The following is an 18,263-nucleotide window of genomic DNA, read 5'->3' as shown; positions in this document are numbered from 1 at the left end:
GACTATGAAAGCGCCGCCTGCAGGGTGAGCGCGTTTTGCTTCAGCTGGGACGTGGGGTTGCGGCCAATCAACACAAACTGGTAACCACCTGAGTGCCACCAGACAAGGTTCATCTGGTGGCGCTGCTCGTGATTCAGCTCCGTGCGCGCGGGCTGGCTGTCCGGGGAGATACAGAGCGCCATCGGGCCATAATCGGCATGCATCCAGGCAATCTGCGCAATGGAGGTGGCGTCATAGCGCAGGATGCGCACCATTTTCAGCTCTGCTCCATGCAGTTCAAGTTGTTGCTCATTCGCCCGTAAACCGATGTCCTGCGCAGTGCGCGCCAGCCCGCGCTGCAATGCCGTGGGCGAGCTGTCTGCATCAAGCAGCGTCTCTGCGCTGTAGAGCGACATATATTGCGCCTCAAGGTCACGGATTTTTTCGCTCTCTCCCAACGCCTTCGTCGCAGGACGCGCCAGATAGCCCAGCCCTGAACCGATCACCAGAAAACTGAGCGAGGCGGCGATTAGCGCCCGTCGGCTGACGCCATTGGCCTTCGGTGCGGTTGCCGCGGGCCCGGCGAGCAGGGGGGCGAGTTGTGCTTCCAGACGTGACTGCGGTGCTTCATTAAGCAGTGGCGCAAAAGCGCTGGCAATCTCTTGCTGGTTAAGCCTTAACGTGTCAGTGCGTGCGGCGAGCTGTGTATCCTCAGCCAGCGCGGCCTCGAAGCGCCGGGCATCGCTTGCCTCCATTTCGCCATCCAGCCAGGCGACGATCGCCTCATCGCTGTAGGGCGCTGTAAATCTAATGGTTTTCACTATCGCTTCTCCTGTACAGGTCGCGGGGCGTGAACAAGCTGGGCGAGTTTCGCCCGCGCCGTTGCCAGCCGGCTCATGATGGTGCCAATCGGCACAGACAAGGTATCTGCCGCTTCCTGATAGGTAAAACCTTCGACATAGACCAAAAAGACCGCGTTGCGCTGCGCTTCCGGCAGGTCGCTCACGTGCTGCATGATTTTTCCATAGTGCAGGCGAGCCTCATCCTGCTCATGGGTATCGGGCGCCAGCAGTTCATCGCTTTCGACGAAGCCCTGCCCGAGGCGCACCCGGCGGGCACGCACATCTGAGATCCAGATGGAGTGCAGAATAGTGAATAACCAGCTGTCGATGCGCGTGCCGGGGGTGAACTGCGCGCTTTTTTCCAGCGCGCGCACACAGGTAGACTGAACCAGCTCCTCGGCAACCTCACGATTGCGCGACAGCACCAGCCCATAGCGCCACAGGCGTGTCAGATGTTCAGCAAGATGCTGGCGGACGTCACTGCTAGTGATTTTTTTATCCTCATACCTTTCCTCAGGATTCAGCATGGCCGTTAATTGCCACCTCGAGATCCCGATACTCTTCGCAACTCTGCCCGCAGAGTGTAGCGATGGCTTTCAATTGCGCTTTCGCCAGGTCAGGACGCCCTTTGATAAGCCACGCTTCACCCAGATATTCGCGCACTTTGGCATAGGTGGGATCGAGGGCGATAGCGCGCTGATAATAGCCGATACCCTCGTCCGTACGCCCCAGTTTGCGCGTGGCGTAGCCGCGATAATTCCACGCTTCAGCCGTATCGGCATTTTTCAGCGTGTTGAGCAAATTCAGCGCGGCCTGATACTCGCCTTTTTTTGCCAGATGATAGGCGTAACGGGTTTTATCTTCATCACTAAGCTGGCTTGTTTTTTCGGGCACGCACTGCTTTGTCGAACTGTCATACACCTGCCCGGTTGGGCAATCGGGCGTTTTGCTGTTGCTGCTATCGTCCCCGGCGGCAAAGACCGGCGCGCTTAACAGAACAAAGGCCACAGGCAGCAGACGTTGAATCACGGCGATAGGTAATTTCATGGTGGACTCCAGGTTAACGAAAAGCACGTCCGGGCAGCATGCGACGCAGTACGCCGTCCCGTAACAGGTAGTGATGGAAAAGCGCGGCGAGCGCATGCACAAGTGCCAGTGAGATCAGCGCCCATGCCACTGTGTCATGCCACTCAGCAAGGGTATGCCGCAGGGTGGGGGTAATTTCGACCCAGCCTGTCAGGTCGAACAGACCAAAAAACTGGAAAGGCTCGTGCTGCGACCAGCGGAAAAGAAAACCGAGCACGATTTGGGTAAAAAGAAGCAGATAGAGCGCGCCGTGCATGCCATGCGCGAGCCCTTTCGCCAGAGTCGAACCTTCGAGCGGCGGCATCGAGAACTGGCGAGAGCGCTGGCTGAAGAGCCGCCAGAGCGGGCGGACAACCATCACTAATGCCAGCAGAATGCCGCAAGAGATATGCACGGCCTGCAACCCTTTTCGCAGCGGCGTCCCGCGCTCCAGCAGCTCCCAGATATGTGCGCTGGCAAAGAGGAAAATGACGCTGGCTGCGGTGATCCAGTGCAGTATCAGGGTAAAACTATCGTAGCGCTGTCGTGTCAGCGCAGGCGTTGTTGCGGTCATAAAGCGATCCCATCAGTGTGTTAATGATGGGTAAACGCCGCACCTTGTGGATCTATTCGATAAAAAAATGTTTTTTGTTTTTTATTCCGGCGAGCGGCGCTAAAAAGAGGCGGCTATCACGCCGCAAAACCGCGAAGCGGCGCAGTTTGTTGTTGTTTAGCGCCAACTTTGCCACCATGTGCCTCCAGATACCTGCTGTTGCAACGCGCTGAGCGGTAATGTCGACCTGTTCTGCTACGAGGACCTCATATGAGCACTTTTCATCAACTTAACGCCACCAGCCTTAGCGGCGAGCCTGTTCCGATGGCCGACTACGCGGGAAAGGTGGTGCTGGTCGTTAATACCGCCAGCCATTGCGGCTTCACGCCACAATATGCCGGCCTCGAAACGCTCTACCAGAAATATGCCGCCCAGGGGCTGGTGGTGCTCGGTTTTCCCTGCAACCAGTTTGGTAAACAGGAGCCCGGCAGCGCGGACGACATCGCGCAGACCTGCCACATTAATTACGGTGTGAGCTTTCCGATGTTTGAGAAAATCGAGGTCAACGGCGCCGCCGCGCATCCGCTGTTTCGTTACCTGAAAAAGGCGCTGCCCGGCGTGCTGGGGGAGCGAATCAAGTGGAACTTCACCAAGTTCCTGATCGGCCGCGACGGACAACCGATCAAGCGCTTTGCGCCGTTTACCAAGCCGGAGAAGATGGAAGCGGCCATAGTTGCTGCGCTTGAAAGCTGAGTTGAGCGCTTAATTGGCGGTGTCATTTAGCGTGCGGGGGCACAGGCGGGGGAGGCAGGCAAGGGGCGAGAAAAGCGTCCGCTATGTGCCAAAAACAGACATTAATAACATTTTTTGGTATAAAAAATTGATATCGTTTTTATTACGTGTTATTAAAAATAACATGTGATTATTACCCACTTTTCGTCTATTTGTGAACGAAATCAAATTTTCGCTAAAACCGTTTGTGAAAAAATAAACTATTTTGTTGAAAGTAAGTTAAGCAGTAATGGCAGAAAAACGGAATTTATTGTTCATTCTTTATTTAATCTAAGCAGAGCCCTACGATAAAGGAAAAAATGAATGGCAAGCAAAGCTAACCTTGTTAATTTGGATGCGATGATTTCAAGAGAAGATTTCTCTGCTCAATCCGACAATGATTTATCTTTCGAATCTATACAAAACATAGCGATGAGAGATATCGGCATGTTATCTGGTTTACTCAGAAAGCCAGATTTTCAGAGGGAAACAAATCACTGGACTCCAGAACAAGTAGTATCATTGCTAAAGAGTTTTGTTACAGGTGATTTAATACCATCCGTGATTTTATGGAAGAGTTCTTTTGTGTTTGTTATAGACGGTGGACATAGGCTTAGTGTCTTAAGAGCATGGAAAGAAAATGACTATGGTGATGGTACTATATCGCAGAAATTCTTTGGGAACAGTATTTCCGGAGAACAAAGAAAGATCGCACAGAAGACAAGAGAATTGGTTGACTCCACAGTTGGTAAATGGTCTGAGATAGAAAGGAAAATGCAGGATTCTAATAATGACCATGATGAGAGTAGAAGGCTTACAAATATTTACGTAAGAGCTTTGCAAGTCCAGTGGGTTAAAGGTGATTCTGATAAGGCAGAAACGTCTTTTTTCAATATAAATAAAAAAGGGACTCCTTTAGATGAGGTTGAGGAAACTTTACTTCGGCATAGGAAGAAACCTATATCCATTGCAGCTAGAGCAATAATACGCGCAGGAAAAGGACATAGATACTGGTCCTCTTTCCCTGAGGATAAAACTAAAAAGATAGAGCAACTTTCCTCAAATATAAACTCCTCTCTTTTCGACCCAGACGTTAAATCTCAAATCAAAACACTCGACCTACCTCTGGGTGGCTCACGCGGCGTGAGGTTGGCTCTTGATATCCTAATAGATCTTATGTCTATTTCCGTGTCCCAGAGCGAAAATTATCAAAAAGAATTGCTTAATCAAGTCGAAGATTCAGATGGAGGTGAAACAGTTATTGTTTTGGAAAAAACCACAAAATTACTAAATTGGATTACTGGAAATGACAAGGGCAGTTTAGGATTACATCCGGCCGTATATTTTTATAGTGCATCAGGAAGACATGTTAACCCTATGTTTTTAGGGACGACTCTGTTGATAGCGAAAAAATTAAAATTTAATGACAAGGATTTCTTCAAAAGATTCACAACCATTAGGTTTAATCTAGAGAAAACACTAATAAATAATAAGCCAATGCTAGCATCGTTAGTGAATAGAGCAGGACATAAGAAAAGAACTGAATATTACTCTAATTTATTTGAGTCAATGATTGATTTTCTTCTTGAGGTGAAAAAGAAACGCAAGGGTATGAGTGATTTCAGCCTTACAGAAAGTGAAATACTCCAGCTTGCTCACTTTGAAGGTAATATACTGTCTGGAACAAGTGTGAGTAATGCAACTAAAATTAGTGAGGAAGCGAAGAATTCTGTATTCATTGATACTGCATTAGCTTCAGCAATTACATGCCCTATCTGTAAAGGATATTTAGATCCTTCAAAATCTGTCTCGTATGATCACATCAAAAGAGTTGCAGATGGTGGTAAAGGTTCGGCAAAAAATACTCAGTTAACTCACCCGTATTGCAATATGTCTGCCAAGAATTAGCAGTGAGTAAAATTTTTATCAAATAAAAGCCTTCTATAGTTGAAGGCTTTTCGCATGATTCTTTCTCCAAGAGGAATGTTGTGTATGATGGAAGAACTCTAATAATAAATTGTTATATAACTCCGTAGGCTTACCGTTCTACACAAAACGTTGTGTCCGATCCTCGCTCATGGCTGACTTTAAACCTTACATGAAAGCTTTCGATGTCCACTGACATCAAATTTTTCATCTGTATGTCTTTCAACCACCTCCAATGCGTCTGGATCGCCATGCCAGGCCATGCAACTTAAACAGTCTCCGCCACAGTCAAAATTCAATGTGTCTGGTGTCTCACTCATTGGCTGATTACAGGTCTGGCAATTGTTTTCTTTCACTGGAAGTGGCATCCGTTTTTAGATCTTCATTTCTATGTTACCTAACATATCATCCTAAAGTCCGTTTCTCGCTCATAGCAGACCTTCAGCTCAAGGAGCATGCCTGCTGGTTGCGCAAAGCGGGCATGACTCCTGCCAATCCGATACGCTACATTCCCTCCCTCACGGTTCGCCTTCCCAGTAATCGACGCCTTTGCCCCTGAAATCGACCACCCTGAAGCCATCATCTTTCTGGTTTGTTGATTTCACTAAATATTTATCCGAATCCGGGTATTCGCACACTTCGGGCAACTCCATGGTGCTGACAGACATATACATCAGCGGCAGGGAGGAGGTATTGATAATCTGATGCGGCCACGCTTTTCCCGGTGGAATGGTGATAACGTCTCCCTCTTCGATGGCAACCATCCGTTCGGCGATCCTCAGCGTGCCGTTACCCTTCAGAATAATAAACATCTCCTCCTGAACATGATGGAAATGGAAGGGCGTCGATCTTTTCCCCGGAGGAAGCGTATCCACAGAAGCACCAAGCTTTTGGGCCAGCGTGCCGGAGGTGAGCGAACCTCCCTCTGAGGCATAAAGTGGCTCTCGCTCAAAACGTACGTCATTTACTTTATTGAAGTTTTTTATGGTCAATGTATCGCTCATAACGTCACTCCATAGTTATCTGAGTTCAGGCTCAGTTTCTTAACGACAATGCCACCTTACCCGATCCGTTAATATCTTTGCCTTATCCGCTTACTTCTGCGAACGATCGGCGCTGTACGCTACCGCTTTCATCTTCTGCAACGCTTCAAGGCGTGTTTCCAGCGCGGCGTTGATATTCTCATAAGCCGTGCTGCCGAGCGGCAGGCGAAGTGGGGGGCTGGCAGCATCCGCCGCCGAAATCATCGCCGCCACGCATTTCTCAGCATCTCCCTTAATCGCAAACTCGCCCGAAAATAGCGCGGAGCGCAGTGCCCCCGCTGGCGTATCACGGTAGGCGGGCAGGGCATCGGCAATATCCAGACCCGCACCGAATTGCGTCGCCGTCGGACCCGGCTCGACCAGCAAGAAGTCAATGCCGAACGCTGCCACTTCCTGGCGAACCGCTTCGACAAAGCCTTCAATTCCCCACTTGGTCGCATGATAGAGACTGAAATTAGGATAGGCGATCTGCCCCCCTTCTGACGAAACTTGCACAATGCGCCCGCCGCCCTGCTGCCGCAACAATGGGATTGCGGCGCGGATCAGCTGAATGGAGCCGGTAAGATTGGTGGCGATCTGCCGCTCAATCTGGGCATCACTCAGCTCCTCGGCGGCACCAAACAGGCCGTAGGCGGCATTGCTGACCACCACATCGATGCGCCCCGCCTGAGAAAATGCCGCCTCGACGGTTGGTTTTATCGTTGCCGACTGGCTCAGATCGAGCACGATGACCTGCAAAAGGTCGCCATACTTCGCCGCCATCTCTTCCAGCACGGTGCTCTTGCGCACACTTGCAACCACGCGATCGCCGCGCGCCAGCAGCGTTTCACACATCAGGCGACCCAGACCGCTGGATGCGCCGGTTATTAGCCAGGTTTTCATTATGCTTATCTCCGTTTGATAAAGTGGAAACAATCATAAAACGAATGATTGATGCCATAATCGCCTTGAACTGGAATGAGCTGGTGTGGAATATTCAACAATGAAGCGTCCCTCCTGGAACGAACTGTTAGCGATAAAAACCGTTGCCGAGCAGCGTAGCTTTAGCCGCGCGGCCGATCTGCTTGGGCTTAAACGCTCGTCACTGAGTCACACGATCAAAGGGCTGGAAAATACGCTCGGCGTGCAGCTCTTCCTGCGCACCACCCGCAGCGTTGCGCTCACCGGGGCAGGGGAAATGCTGATGGCGCGCCTGTCGCCGCTGCTGGCTGAGATGGATGAGTTGCTAAATGATGTGAGCGCTAATGCGCAGCAGCCTTATGGCACGCTGCGCATCAGCGCCAGCGATACGGCGATAAGCCTGCTGCTGGAAACGGTGTTGCCGGACTTTATCCAGCAAAAGCCGGGAATTGAAATTGATCTGGTGGCGCAGGGGCAACTGGTCGATATCGTTGAGCAGGGCTTTGATGCCGGCATTCGTCTGGTTGAAGATGTGCCGGGCGATATGATCGCCATTCCTCTCAGCGGGCCGCTGCGCTTTGTAACGGTGGCCTCGCCCGGTTATCTGGCAGGGCGGCCAACAATCGCGCATCCGCAAGACCTGATGCAACACAGCTGTTTGCGCCAGCGTTTGCCGGGCGGAAAACGCTATCACTGGGAGTATCAGCAGGGTGAAGTGCAGTTCGAGCTGGATGTGCCGGGTAGCCTGACGCTGAATAACAGCGCGTTGATGGTCGAAGCCGCCGTCGCCGGGCTGGGCATTGCCTATATGCCGGAGCGCTATGCCCGCCAGCATCTGGACGCCGGGCGGCTGGTGACGCTGCTTGACGACTGGGCGGTGTCGTCAGCAGGGATTGCGCTCTATTTTCCGCAACATCGCCATATGCCCGTTGCATTGAGGCTTTTTGTCGACAGGGTAAAAGCGATGCAGCGCGGATGAGCGGTAACCGACGTAACGACTACGCTTTGCCACCTGACGTCACCCGCTGGCGGTGACAATCCGCCGGCTCCACTTTTTTCCCCTCTGCGGAACAGACACGTAACGGCTGCAGAGGCTGACCGCTGGTGTTATCCACCAGCACAGAGTGCACCTCTCCCTCGGCAAAGAGGTAGCGCTCACCCCATTGCCGCATCGCCACCACAATCGGAAACACCGCGCGGCCTTTGTCGGTCAGCACATATTCACTGTAGGCGCTGCCATCGGAGGCCGGGCAGATCTCAAAGATGCCGTGCTCAACTAACAGTTTGAGGCGAGCGGCGAGGATGTTTTTCGCCAGCCCCAGATTTTTTTGAAACTCACTGAACCTGCGCACATCGTCAAACGCTTCCCGGATGATCATCAAACACCAGCGCTCGCCAATCGACTCGAGGGTTCGGGCCACGGGGCATTCACTGGTTCTGAGGGATTCCTGTTTTGCCATTTCTGTACTCCTGGCACCTCTTTTGAGGAAGATGAGTATAAGTTCCGCGCAAACTGGTTGCAAAAGAAAACCTCGAATGCTATCTCTGTCGCTCTTGTGGTTTTAAAAAGCAACCAGAATGGGCAGGCGTGATGAGGAATAAATTGAGTGTAGAGGCGGGGATTACGCAGGATGCAGCATCTGGCGCTGCGTTGGTGCTGAAACCGGGCATTGTCTTTTTGTTTTCGCTGGTAAGCGCGCTGTCGGTGGCAAATGTTTACGCGTCACAGCCTTTACTGGAATCCATCGCGCTCACTCTCAATATTCCCCAGGGGGTGATTGGCAGCGTGGTAACAGCAACCCAGGCGGGCTACGCGCTCGGGTTGATTTTTCTTGTGCCGCTCGGGGATGGGATCAACCGAAAAACCCTCACCATCACGCTGCTGTCGTTCTCGGCTACGGCACTGCTGGCAGCCGGATTAGCGCCCAATTTTGTCACTCTGCTTTGTGCGCTGTTCTTTACTGGCCTGCTGGCGGTGGTGGTGCAGCTGGTGGTGGCCTGGGCCGCCATCCTGGCGGCACCGGAGCAACGCGGAAAGATTGTCGGCACGGTGACCAGCGGCATTGTGTCGGGCATTCTGCTCTCCCGCGTAGTCGCCGGCAGTCTGGCGGATTTTGCCGGCTGGCGGGCGGTTTACCTGACTTCAGCCTGCCTGATAGTGCTGATGGCCTGCGTGGTGGCGAAAGCGGCGCCCGCGCCATCCGTTGAGAAGCGCACCGCGACTTATCTCTCTCTGCTGCGCTCGGTTTTCAGGCTCTTTATTACCGAGCCGCAGTTGCGAAGAAGCGGTGCGTTCGCGCTGCTTATCTTCGCTGCGTTCAGCATGTTGTGGAGCGCAATGGTGTTGCCGCTCACCGCGCTGTCGTTATCCCATACTGAGATTGGCTTGTTTGGCCTGGCTGGGGTGGCCGGTGCGCTGGCGGCGGCGAAGGCGGGTGCCTGGGCTGACAGAGGCTGGGGACGCAGCGCCTGCGGGGCCGCGCTGGTCATGCTGACGCTCTCATGGTTGCCCATCGCTGGCATCGAATCTTCTCTGCTGTGGCTGGTTGTCGGCATTATTATGCTGGACTTCGCCGTGCAGACGGTGCACGTAATCAACCAGAGCACACTCATCGCCGCCAGGCCAGAGGCCGCAAGCCGCCTGGTGGGCGCGTATATGTGTTTTTACTCGACGGGCAGCGCAACGGGCGCAATTATTGCCACCCAGCTCTACGCTCACTTTGGCTGGAGCGCGGTCTGCATAGCCGGGGCAGGCGTCAGCGCCTGCGCGTTTCTGCTCTGGTGCAAAAAAAGATAGATAGCTACCCTCATCCGCGCGCGCGAAAAATCGCCGCAAGTTTCAACACAGCGGACTCCATTTCCCGCTCGTTGTAGGCGGCAAAGCCCATCAGAAAACCCGTTGAGGCAGGCTGGCCTGCATATAACGCGGTCAGCCCGAGCATATCGACATCCGCGCGGCGGGCGGCGAGGGCGATCTCAGCTTCTGCGATCCCCTCTCTCAGGTGGCAGGGCATCTGCATGCCACCCGCTGGCGTCACCCAGGTGACGAAATCAGCGAGGTGCTGCTCGATCAGGCTGGCCAGTTTGTCACGCCGCGCAACATAGACGCCGCGCATCATCCGCACATAGGCACCAAAGTGCCCACCCTCGATAAATTTAGCCAGCGTCAACTGGGGAATAGAGGCGGTATGACCATCCATTAACGTGCGCGCCACCGTCAGCGGCTCTACCAGCTCATCGGGAACGATCAGATAGGCGAGGCGCAGCCCCGGAAACAGTGACTTCGTGAAGGTGCCGATATAGATCGTCCGATCAGATCCATCCAGCCCCTGTACGCAGGCCATTGGCTTGCCTTCATAGTGAAATTCACTGTCGTAATCATCCTCAATGATCCACGCCTGGTGCCGGTTTGCCCAGTCGATCACCGCCAGCCGCCGATCGAGTGAGAGCGTGGCGCCGGTAGGGTACTGATGAGAAGGGGTGAGATAGATCGCCTTTGCCGGTTCGCTCAGCGCGTTAAGTTGCTCAATCGACAGGCCGTTCTCATCCAGCGCAACCGGCAGGGTGTTCAGCCCGGCCGCTTTGAAGGCTTTATGCGCTCCCTGATAGGCGGGATCTTCAATCACCACGCCATCGTTGTTGTCCATCAGCACGTTTGCGCAGAGTGCGAGTGCCTGCTGGGAACTGGTGACAATGATGATGCGATCTGGCGTAGCGTGCGCGCCACGCTCCAGGTTGACATACTCAGCGATCGCCCGTCGTAACCGTTCCATACCCTGGGGCGGGCTTTGATCGAGAGCCTGGTGACGATACTCTTTCAGCACCTGGCGCTGCAGGCGCTCCCAGGTAGGGATCGGGAATAACCGTGTTTCAGGAATACCCGGTGCCAGCGGGCGAGGGCGGGAAAATTCGCGCACCCCTCCGCTTTGATAGATGACCTCTCCCCGGGCGCTGAGCGCGGGTTTGCGTACTCCAGCGCTTGAACGGCGCTGCCTGGCCTGCGATTTCAGCAGCCGGGTACGGGGCGAGACGAAGCTCCCTTTTCCGGTGTGCCGTTCAATAAACCCCTCCGCATGCAGGCGGCTATAGGCGGCTTCAATGGTATCCCGCGAGACCGTAAGCGATGCTGCCAGCGCGCGGGAGGCGGGAAGCGCTTTCCCCTCAGACAAGATCCCGTCGAGGATAAGCGTGCGTATCGCCCGCTGGATCCTCTCATGCAGCGGCAATGATCCGTTGGCAGGATCGATCATCCACGCTTTCACCGTTTCCAGTTGTGCATGCTTAAACATCGGCTCTCCCCGCCATGACGCATCTTAGCCGCCAGTCTAAAGCAACAGGGGCAAATGCCGAACCTAAATTGGTCTGCTCTGTACGCCAAAATTGGTGGGGCTAAACGTGCCATTGCCTGCTTATAATCATTTCGCAAGCGTAATGAGTTATTTCCATTCAATGGGTAGGAAATTACCGCCGGGATCGATTTCGGTGCAGCTTATTTACGCCTGCCGGGCACGTAACAGATATAAAAAAGAGAGGTCATGACTATGAGTAATAATATTTTTACTATTGAAGCGGTCATCGAGAGTGATTATGAGGGCTGGTTGCCGCTGTGGGAGAAATATCAGGAGTTTTACAAGGTGGATATTCCCGAGGCGGTGACTCAACGCACGTGGCAACGATTTTTCAGCCCGGTTGAGCCGGTATTTTGCGTGGTGGCGAAATATGACGGCAAGGTGGTGGGGTTTGCTCATTATCTCTTTCACCGCTCAACCTGGGCGGAGAGCGATTATTGCTATCTTGAAGACCTCTATGTTTGCGAATCCTTTCGCGGCCAGCAGGCGGGTAAGCAGCTGATTGAATATGTACAGCGCGAGAGCAGAAAACGTCACGCCAGCCATCTCTACTGGCACACCCACGAAACTAATTATCGCGGGCAGCGTTTATATGACTGGGTGGCGAAGAAAAGCGGCATGATCGAATATCGCATGCAGGTGAGATAACGATATTTTTTTCGCCTTTGGTACCCTTTGAAAAAAAATCAGGGCTTCGAAGCAAGCGACGCGTCGCGACCGTTTTAACCTGAACAGGATGGATAAAATAGTGAAGAAGGTACTTTTATGTGGCCTGATACTGGCCTCTGCGTCATGCGCTGATTTCCAGAAAAGTATGCAAGATCGGATGAACGCGGTGAACGCCGCGCTCACACCGCAAGGCACAAACGCACCGCAGAGCGCCTCTGCCAGCAAGGTGGGCACCCTCACAAACGAGCAGTGCAAAACCAGCATCGGCAAGAGCCGCAGCTATTTCGAACAGCTTATTGGCTTCAGGCTGAATGAGTCCAACTCGTCCAGCTATACCTCTTTTTCGCAAACCTACAATTTGAAAATATCCGACAGGAAAGACCGTCTTGGCGGTAACTATGCCATCTGCGTCATTGCCATCGATCCGCAAACGGATAAAGTCACGACATTCTCTATGCCGGTTTAATACCGTGCAGATAGGGTAATAAAACGGGGCATACACAGGTGCCCCCGTTTTTATACGCATTACGAACCCGGTCAGCTGATATGTCTTAACTGGCGGGTAAAACTATTTACAATAAGGCGCTGAGCGCGATAACTAATTGAAATGAAAGAAGCACTAACGCGACTTTAAACCATGAAAGTTGCCGATGCTTTTTAAAACTGAATTTGCCGAATACGCGGTTAAACTTTGCTTTTTTAAGTAGGAGTTTACCAATCAGGCAAAGCCAGAAAAAATTCAAAAGCGGGATTGCGATATAAAGCAGCGGAAAACCGGGTATGGTGTTGTTCTCTATCAAGGCTGCAAGGATTTTTCCCGGCCAAAAAAATACGAAAGAGACTAATGATAAGAATTTGAACAGTACACTAAGTGAGTGATTCGAGTGCTGAATTGAATACGTCAACCATGTGATCAACCAGCTGCCCACCGTGCTCAGCACCACACCTAAAATTTTGTCCCATGCGCTATCTGATATGCCAGATGATCCCCCTGCGTAGGAGCGGTATGAGGATTGTGAACTGTAATCAGTGTTTTGGTTGCTGTACGAAGATGAAGAATCATAGCTGTTATTATTCTGTTTATAGCTTTGTTCTGCTTCATCTTTATTATGATAAATACCTCCATCCTTTCCTTCATAGATGTCAGCACCAAAAATATTCTTACCCTTATAATCTGAGCTCATACTTGCCCCTGTTTCGCGATGAACTTTGCCATTTTGGCAAAGCAAATTAAACCTATCTTCAGATGTTAATTATAAAAATGACAATACATCATACTGAAAACGTTTCCGGGCCGTTACAAAGCATAAAGGCGATCTGAATAAGGCGTGGGAAAACTGAACTCTGTGAAGCATAGAAAGTAAAAACCCGGCCTTGGCCGGGTAATCATCAGCTGGCGTTTTCACAACCCGGCTGAGCACGGTCAATGACCTGGGTACCTTCAACGAGGTAACCAAATTTGCCAAACAGGAAAGAGTAGTTAAACTGCGTCACGACAATATCCGACAGTGCAACAGAGCAACGATCTTTTTCAATCGCGCGATCAATGGCGGTTTTTACATTAGGAATACCTAACGGGAAAATTACTACCGGCGCAGAATCCTCGGCTTTCACGCGAGCACCTTTTACAAACTTATTGGAGTTAAGGTTATAATTTTTGGTACTTGCTACTGTCAGGTCTGCCACGCGGGAACTGCACCCTGTCACCATCATTACGCCAACGACTAAAGCTAAAAACTTATTCATCTTATATTTCCAATTATTGCAATCAGAAATATCTTAACATCATTGTGACGCAATTAAAGCTACCATAATTGTCACTATTGAACAGAAAATAGACAGACAAAAACTTCAAGGTTTATTTGAGGCCGCATATGTGAATGCGTATTTAATTTCGCACTGACAAGCGCGCAAATAAAACGGGAACCCTAAGGTTCCCGTTTTGCGTACAATGCAGCCGCCTGAATCGAAGGCGAAGCGCAACTTACTGTGTCGACGTGGTTGTCGTCGTTGTGGTGCCAGTATTCGAACCGTTATTGCCGCCAGCCGCCAGCAGTGCGAGGCCGGTTATGGCCGTGGCGACGGTCACCCCTGCAATGGCGGAAGATCCCACTGCAAATTCAGAGGCGTTTGCGCCAGCCGCTTCACCGCTATTGAGCGCCAGGGCAGAGCCCGGCGCGGCAACAGCGTTACCCGCCGCTATCATCAAAACCAGGGCAGCAATTGTCATTTTCATCTTTCTCTTCTCCATTTAGCGTTACTTCCATCAGGGCAATGACACCCACCCATACACTATTTTTATTGCTGCTAAAGCGGGATTTATAACTGTATCTGTTTGTTAAGTATGAACTTTTTATTCATTGACTAGCTATCAAGTGACTGATTTACCGACGCCTCGTTTTTAATCTCAGTGAGTATTTTCAGACGATCCGCATTCATGCCTGCGTGCTGCTGGCGCTTTTAGCGGCGCGGCCTACGCTTAAAAGGTGCGACGCAGCGGCCTGCAACAGGGCTGCGCTATAGCTGTCGTGAATGGAAAAAATGACAAAGGAGCAAGAATGAACATTGCCTGTCTTGGATGGGGATCGCTGATTTGGAAAGCGGATGGTTTACCACTGGCCAGCCGCTGGCATGCCGATGGCCCGCGTTTACCGATTGAGTTTTCCCGCGTCGGTGATGGGGGCGAGCTGGCAACGGCGATCTGCATTAACGCGCCGGCGGTTCCGGTTCACTGGGCATTTCTCAATACCGGCGATCTCGAGCTTGCGACTGCGGCCCTGCGTAAGCGCGAGCAGATCCCGTATTCACGGGAAGATGGCGTCGGCTCGCTGGTGCTGGCGGGCAATATGGACGGTACTCTCGCCACCTGGGCGGCGGCAAGACAGCTTGATGCGGTGATCTGGACCGCGTTGCCACCGCGTTTCAATGGCATTGAAGGGCGGATCCCCTGTGTCGATGATGCGCTCAATTATTTGCGTTCATTATCAGGCGACACCCTGGATCATGCGCAGGACTACCTCTGCCGGGTGCCTGCCGTGTTCGACACGCCCTACCGTAGGGCGATTCGCGAGCAGCTCGGCTGGCCCTGCTAATTCTGACCGTCGCGTAACTAATCACATTTTTGTAACACTTTCATCGCACCCTGGTAGCGCTTCGCCAGGGTAGACTCTGCCTGCTCATTGAATATGGAAAAAGAGAACTTTAAGATGCCATTACGTTCGATTCAGGCGTTGTGTTTACTCAGCTTCTTTATGGCGGATGTGCGGGATGGTCTGGGTCCCTTTCTGGGGATCTTCCTGATTCACTATCACTGGAGCGCGGAAGCGATCGGCTACGCGATGACCGCAGGCGGTATCGCCGGGCTTCTGGCGACGCTGCCTTCCGGGATTGTGGTGGATGCCTCGGCGCGCAAACGGGCGATTATCGCCGTGGCGGCGCTGCTGATCATGGCGGGCACGCTGTTGCTGTGGTTCTTCCCCGGCTCGTTAATGGTTTACGCAAGCCAGGTAGCAACGGGCATATCGGCGGCATTTATCGGCCCGGCAATGGCGGGCCTGACGCTGGGGCTGGTGGGGCAGCAACGCTTTGCCCATCAGCTGGGACGCAATGAAGCTTACAACCACGGCGGCAATATGCTTTCGGCGCTGCTGGCCGGTGTTGCCAGCTGGTACTGGGGCATCGGCGCGGTCTTCCTGCTGATGCTGGTGATGGCCTTTGGCGCGCTGATGGCGGTGCTGGCGATCCGCGAAAAAGATATCGATCACCGCGTTGCGCGCGGGCTCAATCCTGAAGAGACGCTCGGTGAGATCCCGTCGCTCTTTACGCTGCTCAAAATCCCGGCGCTCACCATCACCGGGCTGACCCTGATGCTGTTCCATCTGTCGAATGCCGCACAGCTGCCAATGCTGAGTATGCAGGTAGCTTCAGGCCATAACGCCGCGCTGTTCAATCCTGGCGCGTATGCCGCAATGACGGTGGTGATAGCGCAGGGCGTGATGATCCCGGTGGCGCTGATGGTCTCGCGCTACGCCCAGCGATATGGCTATGAAAAACTGATCCTCATCGCGTTGATTATCCTGCCGGTTCGCGCAATGACCGCCGCGCTATGGCCCTCGCCGTGGGCGGCGATCCCGGTGCAGGTTTTTGATGGGATGAGCGCCGGTATTCTCGGCGTGGCGGTGCCCGGCTTTATTGCCTCGCTGTTAAACGGCACGGGGCACGTTAATGCCGGGCAGGCGCTGGTGATGCTGATGCAGGGCTTCGGGGCCGCCATCAGCCCCTCGCTTGCCGGAACCGTGGCGACGCACTACTCCTGGCGCACGGCTTTTATTACGCTGGCGAGCATTGCGCTGACGGCGCTGCTCATCTGGCTCGGCTTCGCCAAAAAAGGATCAACGCAACCCCTTCGCGAGTGACCTCTCCTGCGGCTGATGCGCTGTTAACGGTTCCCGGCGCATCAGATCGCGGCAGACATAAAAGAGCCCAATCATAAAGGGAAACTCATACAGCTCTTCAATCAAATCCTGATAGTCGCGCTTGTGCAGGAAGAAGTGGGCGATTGCGCGGTGGTGCTCCACGCTGTCAGAAATCAGGAAGGTGACGACCACCAGCGCAAAACTCCAGACAAGCAGGGTTTGATGGCGCAGGCGGTCACTAATCTGCTGGCGTAGCGCATGGGAAAAGAGGGGAAACAGTACCAGCGCGCCAATCAGTAACACCGAGATGGCACGAAAGAGCAGGCGCGGTTCATGCGGAAAATAGTCGCGGCCCCAGCTGACGCTGCGTCCAAGCAATACCAGCCACCACATCGCAGCCCAGAGCCAGAAACGTTTGCGCTCCGGCGTTAGCGGGGTGGTCAGCGCGAAGCGTAAAGTGAAAACAAAAGCAAACAGCAGCCATAGTGCCTGGACATTTTCTATCACTGATACCGACAGCCCGTGATAAAGGGGCAAAGAAAAGTCGGCGAAAAAAGGAATGATGCAGGCGAAAACCGCCAGAATCACGGTGGTGGGCGTCAGGCGTTTATCGAATTTCATAATATTGCCACGTTGATAATAATTAGCGGGCTAACATAGCGGATGAGGGTTTGTGCTGCTTTGCGATTAGTGGCTTATTGACTTATCAGGGTGGGAAACGCACCGGCAAAATAGCCGGTTGCGTTATTTTCAAGCGGCCTGAACGGTATTGATAATCTTATGGATGCGTTGCTTGAAGCGCTTAATTGACCTGTCTATTTTCCGGCGATGAAGAAAGCGGAAATAAGATGAGAGCGGAACAAATTCGGCTTCGCCAATATTATCGATAACGACCAGTTCATACTCTTGCGGCGCGGTTTTACGCACCAGCACATTGTACTCTTTCAGCGTCATGGTCGAGATACCGTACTCAATGAGATTGCTGCGCAACTCAGCGAGTTTCTCCTCGAGCAGAGGCAGAGAAAGACGCTTGTTCTTCAGGTAGAAGGCCAGGCTTTTGGAAATTTTTCCATCGTAATCGGTGACCAGATCGAAAACATGGCCGGTGCCAAAATTGGTCTGAATTTTACCGTAGTAGTTGGGAATGGCCTGGCACGCCTGAATAGAACCTGATTTTTTGCGGTAGTAGCGCGTTTCGCGCTTCACCTCTTTTAACCCACCGTCATCGGGGTTATAGAGGGTTTTGACACATTTTTGACTATCAAACGGGTGCTGGTAACACCGGCGGTGGCGGCCGCTACCTATATTCTCTTTTAGTATCAGCATGGTTTACTCTCCTTGCCGGATACTATGAGATTGCGCGGTTAAATATTTCCTAAACGAGAGAAATGCTTTGATACATTTGCCCGGAAGCCAGGGAATAAGCGCACCACATGTTAAATTTGGTCGCCCGGTGGGGGTAAAGAGCGACCCTGAAACCACGCGCTGCGCCTATCACGTCATTGACGTTTACTCCTGAACCATCCACATATCCGCCTCTTCAAACATCTCTTCCAGCATGCGGTTCAGCTTTTCGCGATCGCTTTTGCTGGCATCGCTGTTCAGGCCGTTAGCCTGCATCGGTTTCACCCGCACATCGGCGTCCGGGAAGATGCGGTGTACGCGCTTTGTCAGTTCAGTGAGGATAATCTCTCTCGCGCCGGGTAAACCTTCAACGTTACGCTTGTCGTAAACCAGTTCAACAAACACAG

Annotated in this window: 22 protein-coding genes; 8 read left to right on the top strand and 14 right to left on the bottom strand. The window is 52.6% G+C overall.

Annotation, left to right across the window (positions count from 1 at the left end; all coding sequences use genetic code 11):
• Positions 1-2 precede the first annotated feature (2 nt).
• From N7V53_RS01215 to N7V53_RS01200, 4 genes are read right to left on the bottom strand one after another with little or no spacing between them, the layout of a single operon-like run.
• On the bottom strand, positions 3-800 hold the full coding sequence (locus N7V53_RS01215; RefSeq protein ID WP_279791649.1) for a hypothetical protein: 798 nt from the start codon (positions 798-800) through the stop codon (positions 3-5).
• On the bottom strand, positions 800-1,348 hold the full coding sequence (locus tag N7V53_RS01210; protein ID WP_279791648.1) for a sigma-70 family RNA polymerase sigma factor: 549 nt from the start codon (positions 1,346-1,348) through the stop codon (positions 800-802). Before N7V53_RS01210 ends, N7V53_RS01215 begins: the two co-directional genes overlap by 1 nt.
• A complete protein-coding gene (locus N7V53_RS01205) occupies positions 1,335-1,868 on the bottom strand; it encodes a tetratricopeptide repeat protein (protein ID WP_279791646.1) in 534 nt (177 codons plus the stop codon). The genes N7V53_RS01210 and N7V53_RS01205 overlap by 14 nt, the downstream gene beginning before the upstream one ends.
• Positions 1,869-1,881: 13 nt before the next feature.
• On the bottom strand, positions 1,882-2,460 hold the full coding sequence (locus N7V53_RS01200) for a cytochrome b (RefSeq protein ID WP_270220741.1): 579 nt from the start codon (positions 2,458-2,460) through the stop codon (positions 1,882-1,884).
• 249 nt (positions 2,461-2,709) lie between these two features.
• Here N7V53_RS01200 and N7V53_RS01195 point away from each other — a divergent pair, with 249 nt between their 5' ends.
• Complete coding sequence (locus tag N7V53_RS01195; RefSeq protein WP_279791645.1) at positions 2,710-3,192, top strand: glutathione peroxidase; 483 nt, start codon at positions 2,710-2,712, stop codon at positions 3,190-3,192.
• A gap of 342 nt (positions 3,193-3,534) precedes the next feature.
• Positions 3,535-5,118 carry a DUF262 domain-containing protein gene (locus N7V53_RS01190; protein ID WP_279791644.1) on the top strand — a complete coding sequence of 528 codons (1,584 nt, stop codon included), beginning with the start codon at positions 3,535-3,537 and terminating at the stop codon, positions 5,116-5,118.
• A gap of 536 nt (positions 5,119-5,654) precedes the next feature.
• Here N7V53_RS01190 and N7V53_RS01185 read toward each other — a convergent pair.
• Both N7V53_RS01185 and N7V53_RS01180 read right to left on the bottom strand, forming a co-directional pair.
• Positions 5,655-6,140, bottom strand: a complete 486-nt coding sequence (locus N7V53_RS01185) for a cupin domain-containing protein (RefSeq protein WP_279791642.1) — start codon at positions 6,138-6,140, stop codon at positions 5,655-5,657.
• Between the two features lie 90 nt (positions 6,141-6,230).
• Positions 6,231-7,061, bottom strand: coding sequence for an SDR family oxidoreductase (locus N7V53_RS01180; protein WP_279791640.1), 831 nt, complete (start codon positions 7,059-7,061; stop codon positions 6,231-6,233).
• A 100-nt stretch (positions 7,062-7,161) separates the two neighbouring features.
• Between N7V53_RS01180 and N7V53_RS01175 the strand changes: the two genes are divergently transcribed.
• Positions 7,162-8,058, top strand: a complete 897-nt coding sequence (locus tag N7V53_RS01175) for a LysR family transcriptional regulator (protein WP_279792697.1) — start codon at positions 7,162-7,164, stop codon at positions 8,056-8,058.
• Positions 8,059-8,077: 19 nt separating this feature from the next.
• On the opposite strand, the gene N7V53_RS01170 is transcribed toward N7V53_RS01175, so the two are convergent.
• Positions 8,078-8,539: a helix-turn-helix domain-containing protein gene (locus N7V53_RS01170; RefSeq protein WP_279791638.1), complete on the bottom strand. Its 462-nt coding sequence runs from the start codon at positions 8,537-8,539 to the stop codon at positions 8,078-8,080.
• Positions 8,540-8,733: 194 nt separating this feature from the next.
• On the opposite strand from N7V53_RS01170, the gene N7V53_RS01165 reads away from it, so the two are divergent.
• Positions 8,734-9,876 carry an MFS transporter gene (locus N7V53_RS01165; protein WP_279792695.1) on the top strand — a complete coding sequence of 381 codons (1,143 nt, stop codon included), beginning with the start codon at positions 8,734-8,736 and terminating at the stop codon, positions 9,874-9,876.
• A 10-nt stretch (positions 9,877-9,886) separates the two neighbouring features.
• Here N7V53_RS01165 and N7V53_RS01160 read toward each other — a convergent pair whose 3' ends face one another.
• A complete protein-coding gene (locus tag N7V53_RS01160; RefSeq protein ID WP_279791637.1) occupies positions 9,887-11,368 on the bottom strand; it encodes a PLP-dependent aminotransferase family protein in 1,482 nt (493 codons plus the stop codon).
• A gap of 252 nt (positions 11,369-11,620) precedes the next feature.
• Between N7V53_RS01160 and N7V53_RS01155 the strand changes: the two genes are divergently transcribed.
• Both N7V53_RS01155 and N7V53_RS01150 read left to right on the top strand, forming a co-directional pair.
• Complete coding sequence (locus N7V53_RS01155; protein ID WP_279791636.1) at positions 11,621-12,076, top strand: GNAT family N-acetyltransferase; 456 nt, start codon at positions 11,621-11,623, stop codon at positions 12,074-12,076.
• 166 nt (positions 12,077-12,242) lie between these two features.
• Positions 12,243-12,563 (top strand): hypothetical protein, encoded by a 321-nt coding sequence (locus N7V53_RS01150; protein ID WP_279791635.1) that lies wholly within the window; start codon positions 12,243-12,245, stop codon positions 12,561-12,563.
• 106 nt (positions 12,564-12,669) lie between these two features.
• Here the strand turns inward: N7V53_RS01150 and N7V53_RS01145 are convergent, their stop codons facing one another.
• The 3 genes from N7V53_RS01145 to yjbE all read right to left on the bottom strand — a co-directional run bounded on the left by N7V53_RS01145 (position 12,670) and on the right by yjbE (position 14,333).
• Entirely contained in the window at positions 12,670-13,281 is a 612-nt protein-coding gene (locus N7V53_RS01145) for a hypothetical protein (protein ID WP_279791633.1), read from the bottom strand.
• A gap of 205 nt (positions 13,282-13,486) precedes the next feature.
• Positions 13,487-13,843 carry a hypothetical protein gene (locus N7V53_RS01140; RefSeq protein ID WP_200133204.1) on the bottom strand — a complete coding sequence of 119 codons (357 nt, stop codon included), beginning with the start codon at positions 13,841-13,843 and terminating at the stop codon, positions 13,487-13,489.
• Between the two features lie 238 nt (positions 13,844-14,081).
• Positions 14,082-14,333 carry an exopolysaccharide production protein YjbE gene (yjbE, locus tag N7V53_RS01135; protein WP_124968549.1) on the bottom strand — a complete coding sequence of 84 codons (252 nt, stop codon included), beginning with the start codon at positions 14,331-14,333 and terminating at the stop codon, positions 14,082-14,084.
• 322 nt (positions 14,334-14,655) lie between these two features.
• On the opposite strand from yjbE, the gene N7V53_RS01130 reads away from it, so the two are divergent.
• Both N7V53_RS01130 and N7V53_RS01125 read left to right on the top strand, forming a co-directional pair.
• On the top strand, positions 14,656-15,189 hold the full coding sequence (locus N7V53_RS01130) for a hypothetical protein (protein WP_279791632.1): 534 nt from the start codon (positions 14,656-14,658) through the stop codon (positions 15,187-15,189).
• A 114-nt stretch (positions 15,190-15,303) separates the two neighbouring features.
• Positions 15,304-16,512 (top strand): MFS transporter, encoded by a 1,209-nt coding sequence (locus tag N7V53_RS01125; protein WP_124968547.1) that lies wholly within the window; start codon positions 15,304-15,306, stop codon positions 16,510-16,512.
• Here the strand turns inward: N7V53_RS01125 and N7V53_RS01120 are convergent.
• From N7V53_RS01120 to N7V53_RS01110, 3 genes are all read right to left on the bottom strand, one after another.
• Positions 16,489-17,133: a hypothetical protein gene (locus N7V53_RS01120; protein WP_023481668.1), complete on the bottom strand. Its 645-nt coding sequence runs from the start codon at positions 17,131-17,133 to the stop codon at positions 16,489-16,491. The genes N7V53_RS01125 and N7V53_RS01120 overlap by 24 nt on opposite strands.
• Positions 17,134-17,262: 129 nt before the next feature.
• Positions 17,263-17,838, bottom strand: coding sequence for a YrbL family protein (locus tag N7V53_RS01115; protein WP_023481439.1), 576 nt, complete (start codon positions 17,836-17,838; stop codon positions 17,263-17,265).
• Between the two features lie 183 nt (positions 17,839-18,021).
• Complete coding sequence (locus N7V53_RS01110) at positions 18,022-18,261, bottom strand: DinI family protein (RefSeq protein WP_023481865.1); 240 nt, start codon at positions 18,259-18,261, stop codon at positions 18,022-18,024.
• Positions 18,262-18,263 lie beyond the last annotated feature (2 nt).

It is taken from the genome of Kosakonia sp. HypNH10, assembly GCF_029850615.1.
In the GTDB taxonomy this organism is placed as follows: domain Bacteria; phylum Pseudomonadota; class Gammaproteobacteria; order Enterobacterales; family Enterobacteriaceae; genus Kosakonia; species Kosakonia cowanii.
Note: the sequence above shows the minus strand (reverse complement) of the source record. Positions and strands in the feature narration are given on the sequence as shown.

What these genes read in the sequence shown, in the direction of transcription:
- N7V53_RS01190 (WP_279791644.1), top strand. Translation starts at nt 3,535, where the DNA reads ATGGCAAGCAAAGCTAACCTTGTTAATTTGGATGCGATGATTTCAAGA.
- N7V53_RS01195 (WP_279791645.1), top strand. Translation starts at nt 2,710, where the DNA reads ATGAGCACTTTTCATCAACTTAACGCCACCAGCCTTAGCGGCGAGCCT.
- N7V53_RS01125 (WP_124968547.1), top strand. Translation starts at nt 15,304, where the DNA reads ATGCCATTACGTTCGATTCAGGCGTTGTGTTTACTCAGCTTCTTTATG.
- yjbE (WP_124968549.1), bottom strand. Translation starts at nt 14,333, where the DNA reads ATGAAAATGACAATTGCTGCCCTGGTTTTGATGATAGCGGCGGGTAAC.
- N7V53_RS01120 (WP_023481668.1), bottom strand. Translation starts at nt 17,133, where the DNA reads ATGAAATTCGATAAACGCCTGACGCCCACCACCGTGATTCTGGCGGTT.
- N7V53_RS01115 (WP_023481439.1), bottom strand. Translation starts at nt 17,838, where the DNA reads ATGCTGATACTAAAAGAGAATATAGGTAGCGGCCGCCACCGCCGGTGT.
- N7V53_RS01155 (WP_279791636.1), top strand. Translation starts at nt 11,621, where the DNA reads ATGAGTAATAATATTTTTACTATTGAAGCGGTCATCGAGAGTGATTAT.
- N7V53_RS01200 (WP_270220741.1), bottom strand. Translation starts at nt 2,460, where the DNA reads ATGACCGCAACAACGCCTGCGCTGACACGACAGCGCTACGATAGTTTT.
- N7V53_RS01145 (WP_279791633.1), bottom strand. Translation starts at nt 13,281, where the DNA reads ATGAGCTCAGATTATAAGGGTAAGAATATTTTTGGTGCTGACATCTAT.
- N7V53_RS01140 (WP_200133204.1), bottom strand. Translation starts at nt 13,843, where the DNA reads ATGAATAAGTTTTTAGCTTTAGTCGTTGGCGTAATGATGGTGACAGGG.
- N7V53_RS01160 (WP_279791637.1), bottom strand. Translation starts at nt 11,368, where the DNA reads ATGTTTAAGCATGCACAACTGGAAACGGTGAAAGCGTGGATGATCGAT.
- N7V53_RS01130 (WP_279791632.1), top strand. Translation starts at nt 14,656, where the DNA reads ATGAACATTGCCTGTCTTGGATGGGGATCGCTGATTTGGAAAGCGGAT.
- N7V53_RS01150 (WP_279791635.1), top strand. Translation starts at nt 12,243, where the DNA reads ATGCAAGATCGGATGAACGCGGTGAACGCCGCGCTCACACCGCAAGGC.
- N7V53_RS01205 (WP_279791646.1), bottom strand. Translation starts at nt 1,868, where the DNA reads ATGAAATTACCTATCGCCGTGATTCAACGTCTGCTGCCTGTGGCCTTT.
- N7V53_RS01170 (WP_279791638.1), bottom strand. Translation starts at nt 8,539, where the DNA reads ATGGCAAAACAGGAATCCCTCAGAACCAGTGAATGCCCCGTGGCCCGA.
- N7V53_RS01210 (WP_279791648.1), bottom strand. Translation starts at nt 1,348, where the DNA reads ATGCTGAATCCTGAGGAAAGGTATGAGGATAAAAAAATCACTAGCAGT.
- N7V53_RS01185 (WP_279791642.1), bottom strand. Translation starts at nt 6,140, where the DNA reads ATGAGCGATACATTGACCATAAAAAACTTCAATAAAGTAAATGACGTA.
- N7V53_RS01180 (WP_279791640.1), bottom strand. Translation starts at nt 7,061, where the DNA reads ATGAAAACCTGGCTAATAACCGGCGCATCCAGCGGTCTGGGTCGCCTG.
- N7V53_RS01175 (WP_279792697.1), top strand. Translation starts at nt 7,162, where the DNA reads ATGAAGCGTCCCTCCTGGAACGAACTGTTAGCGATAAAAACCGTTGCC.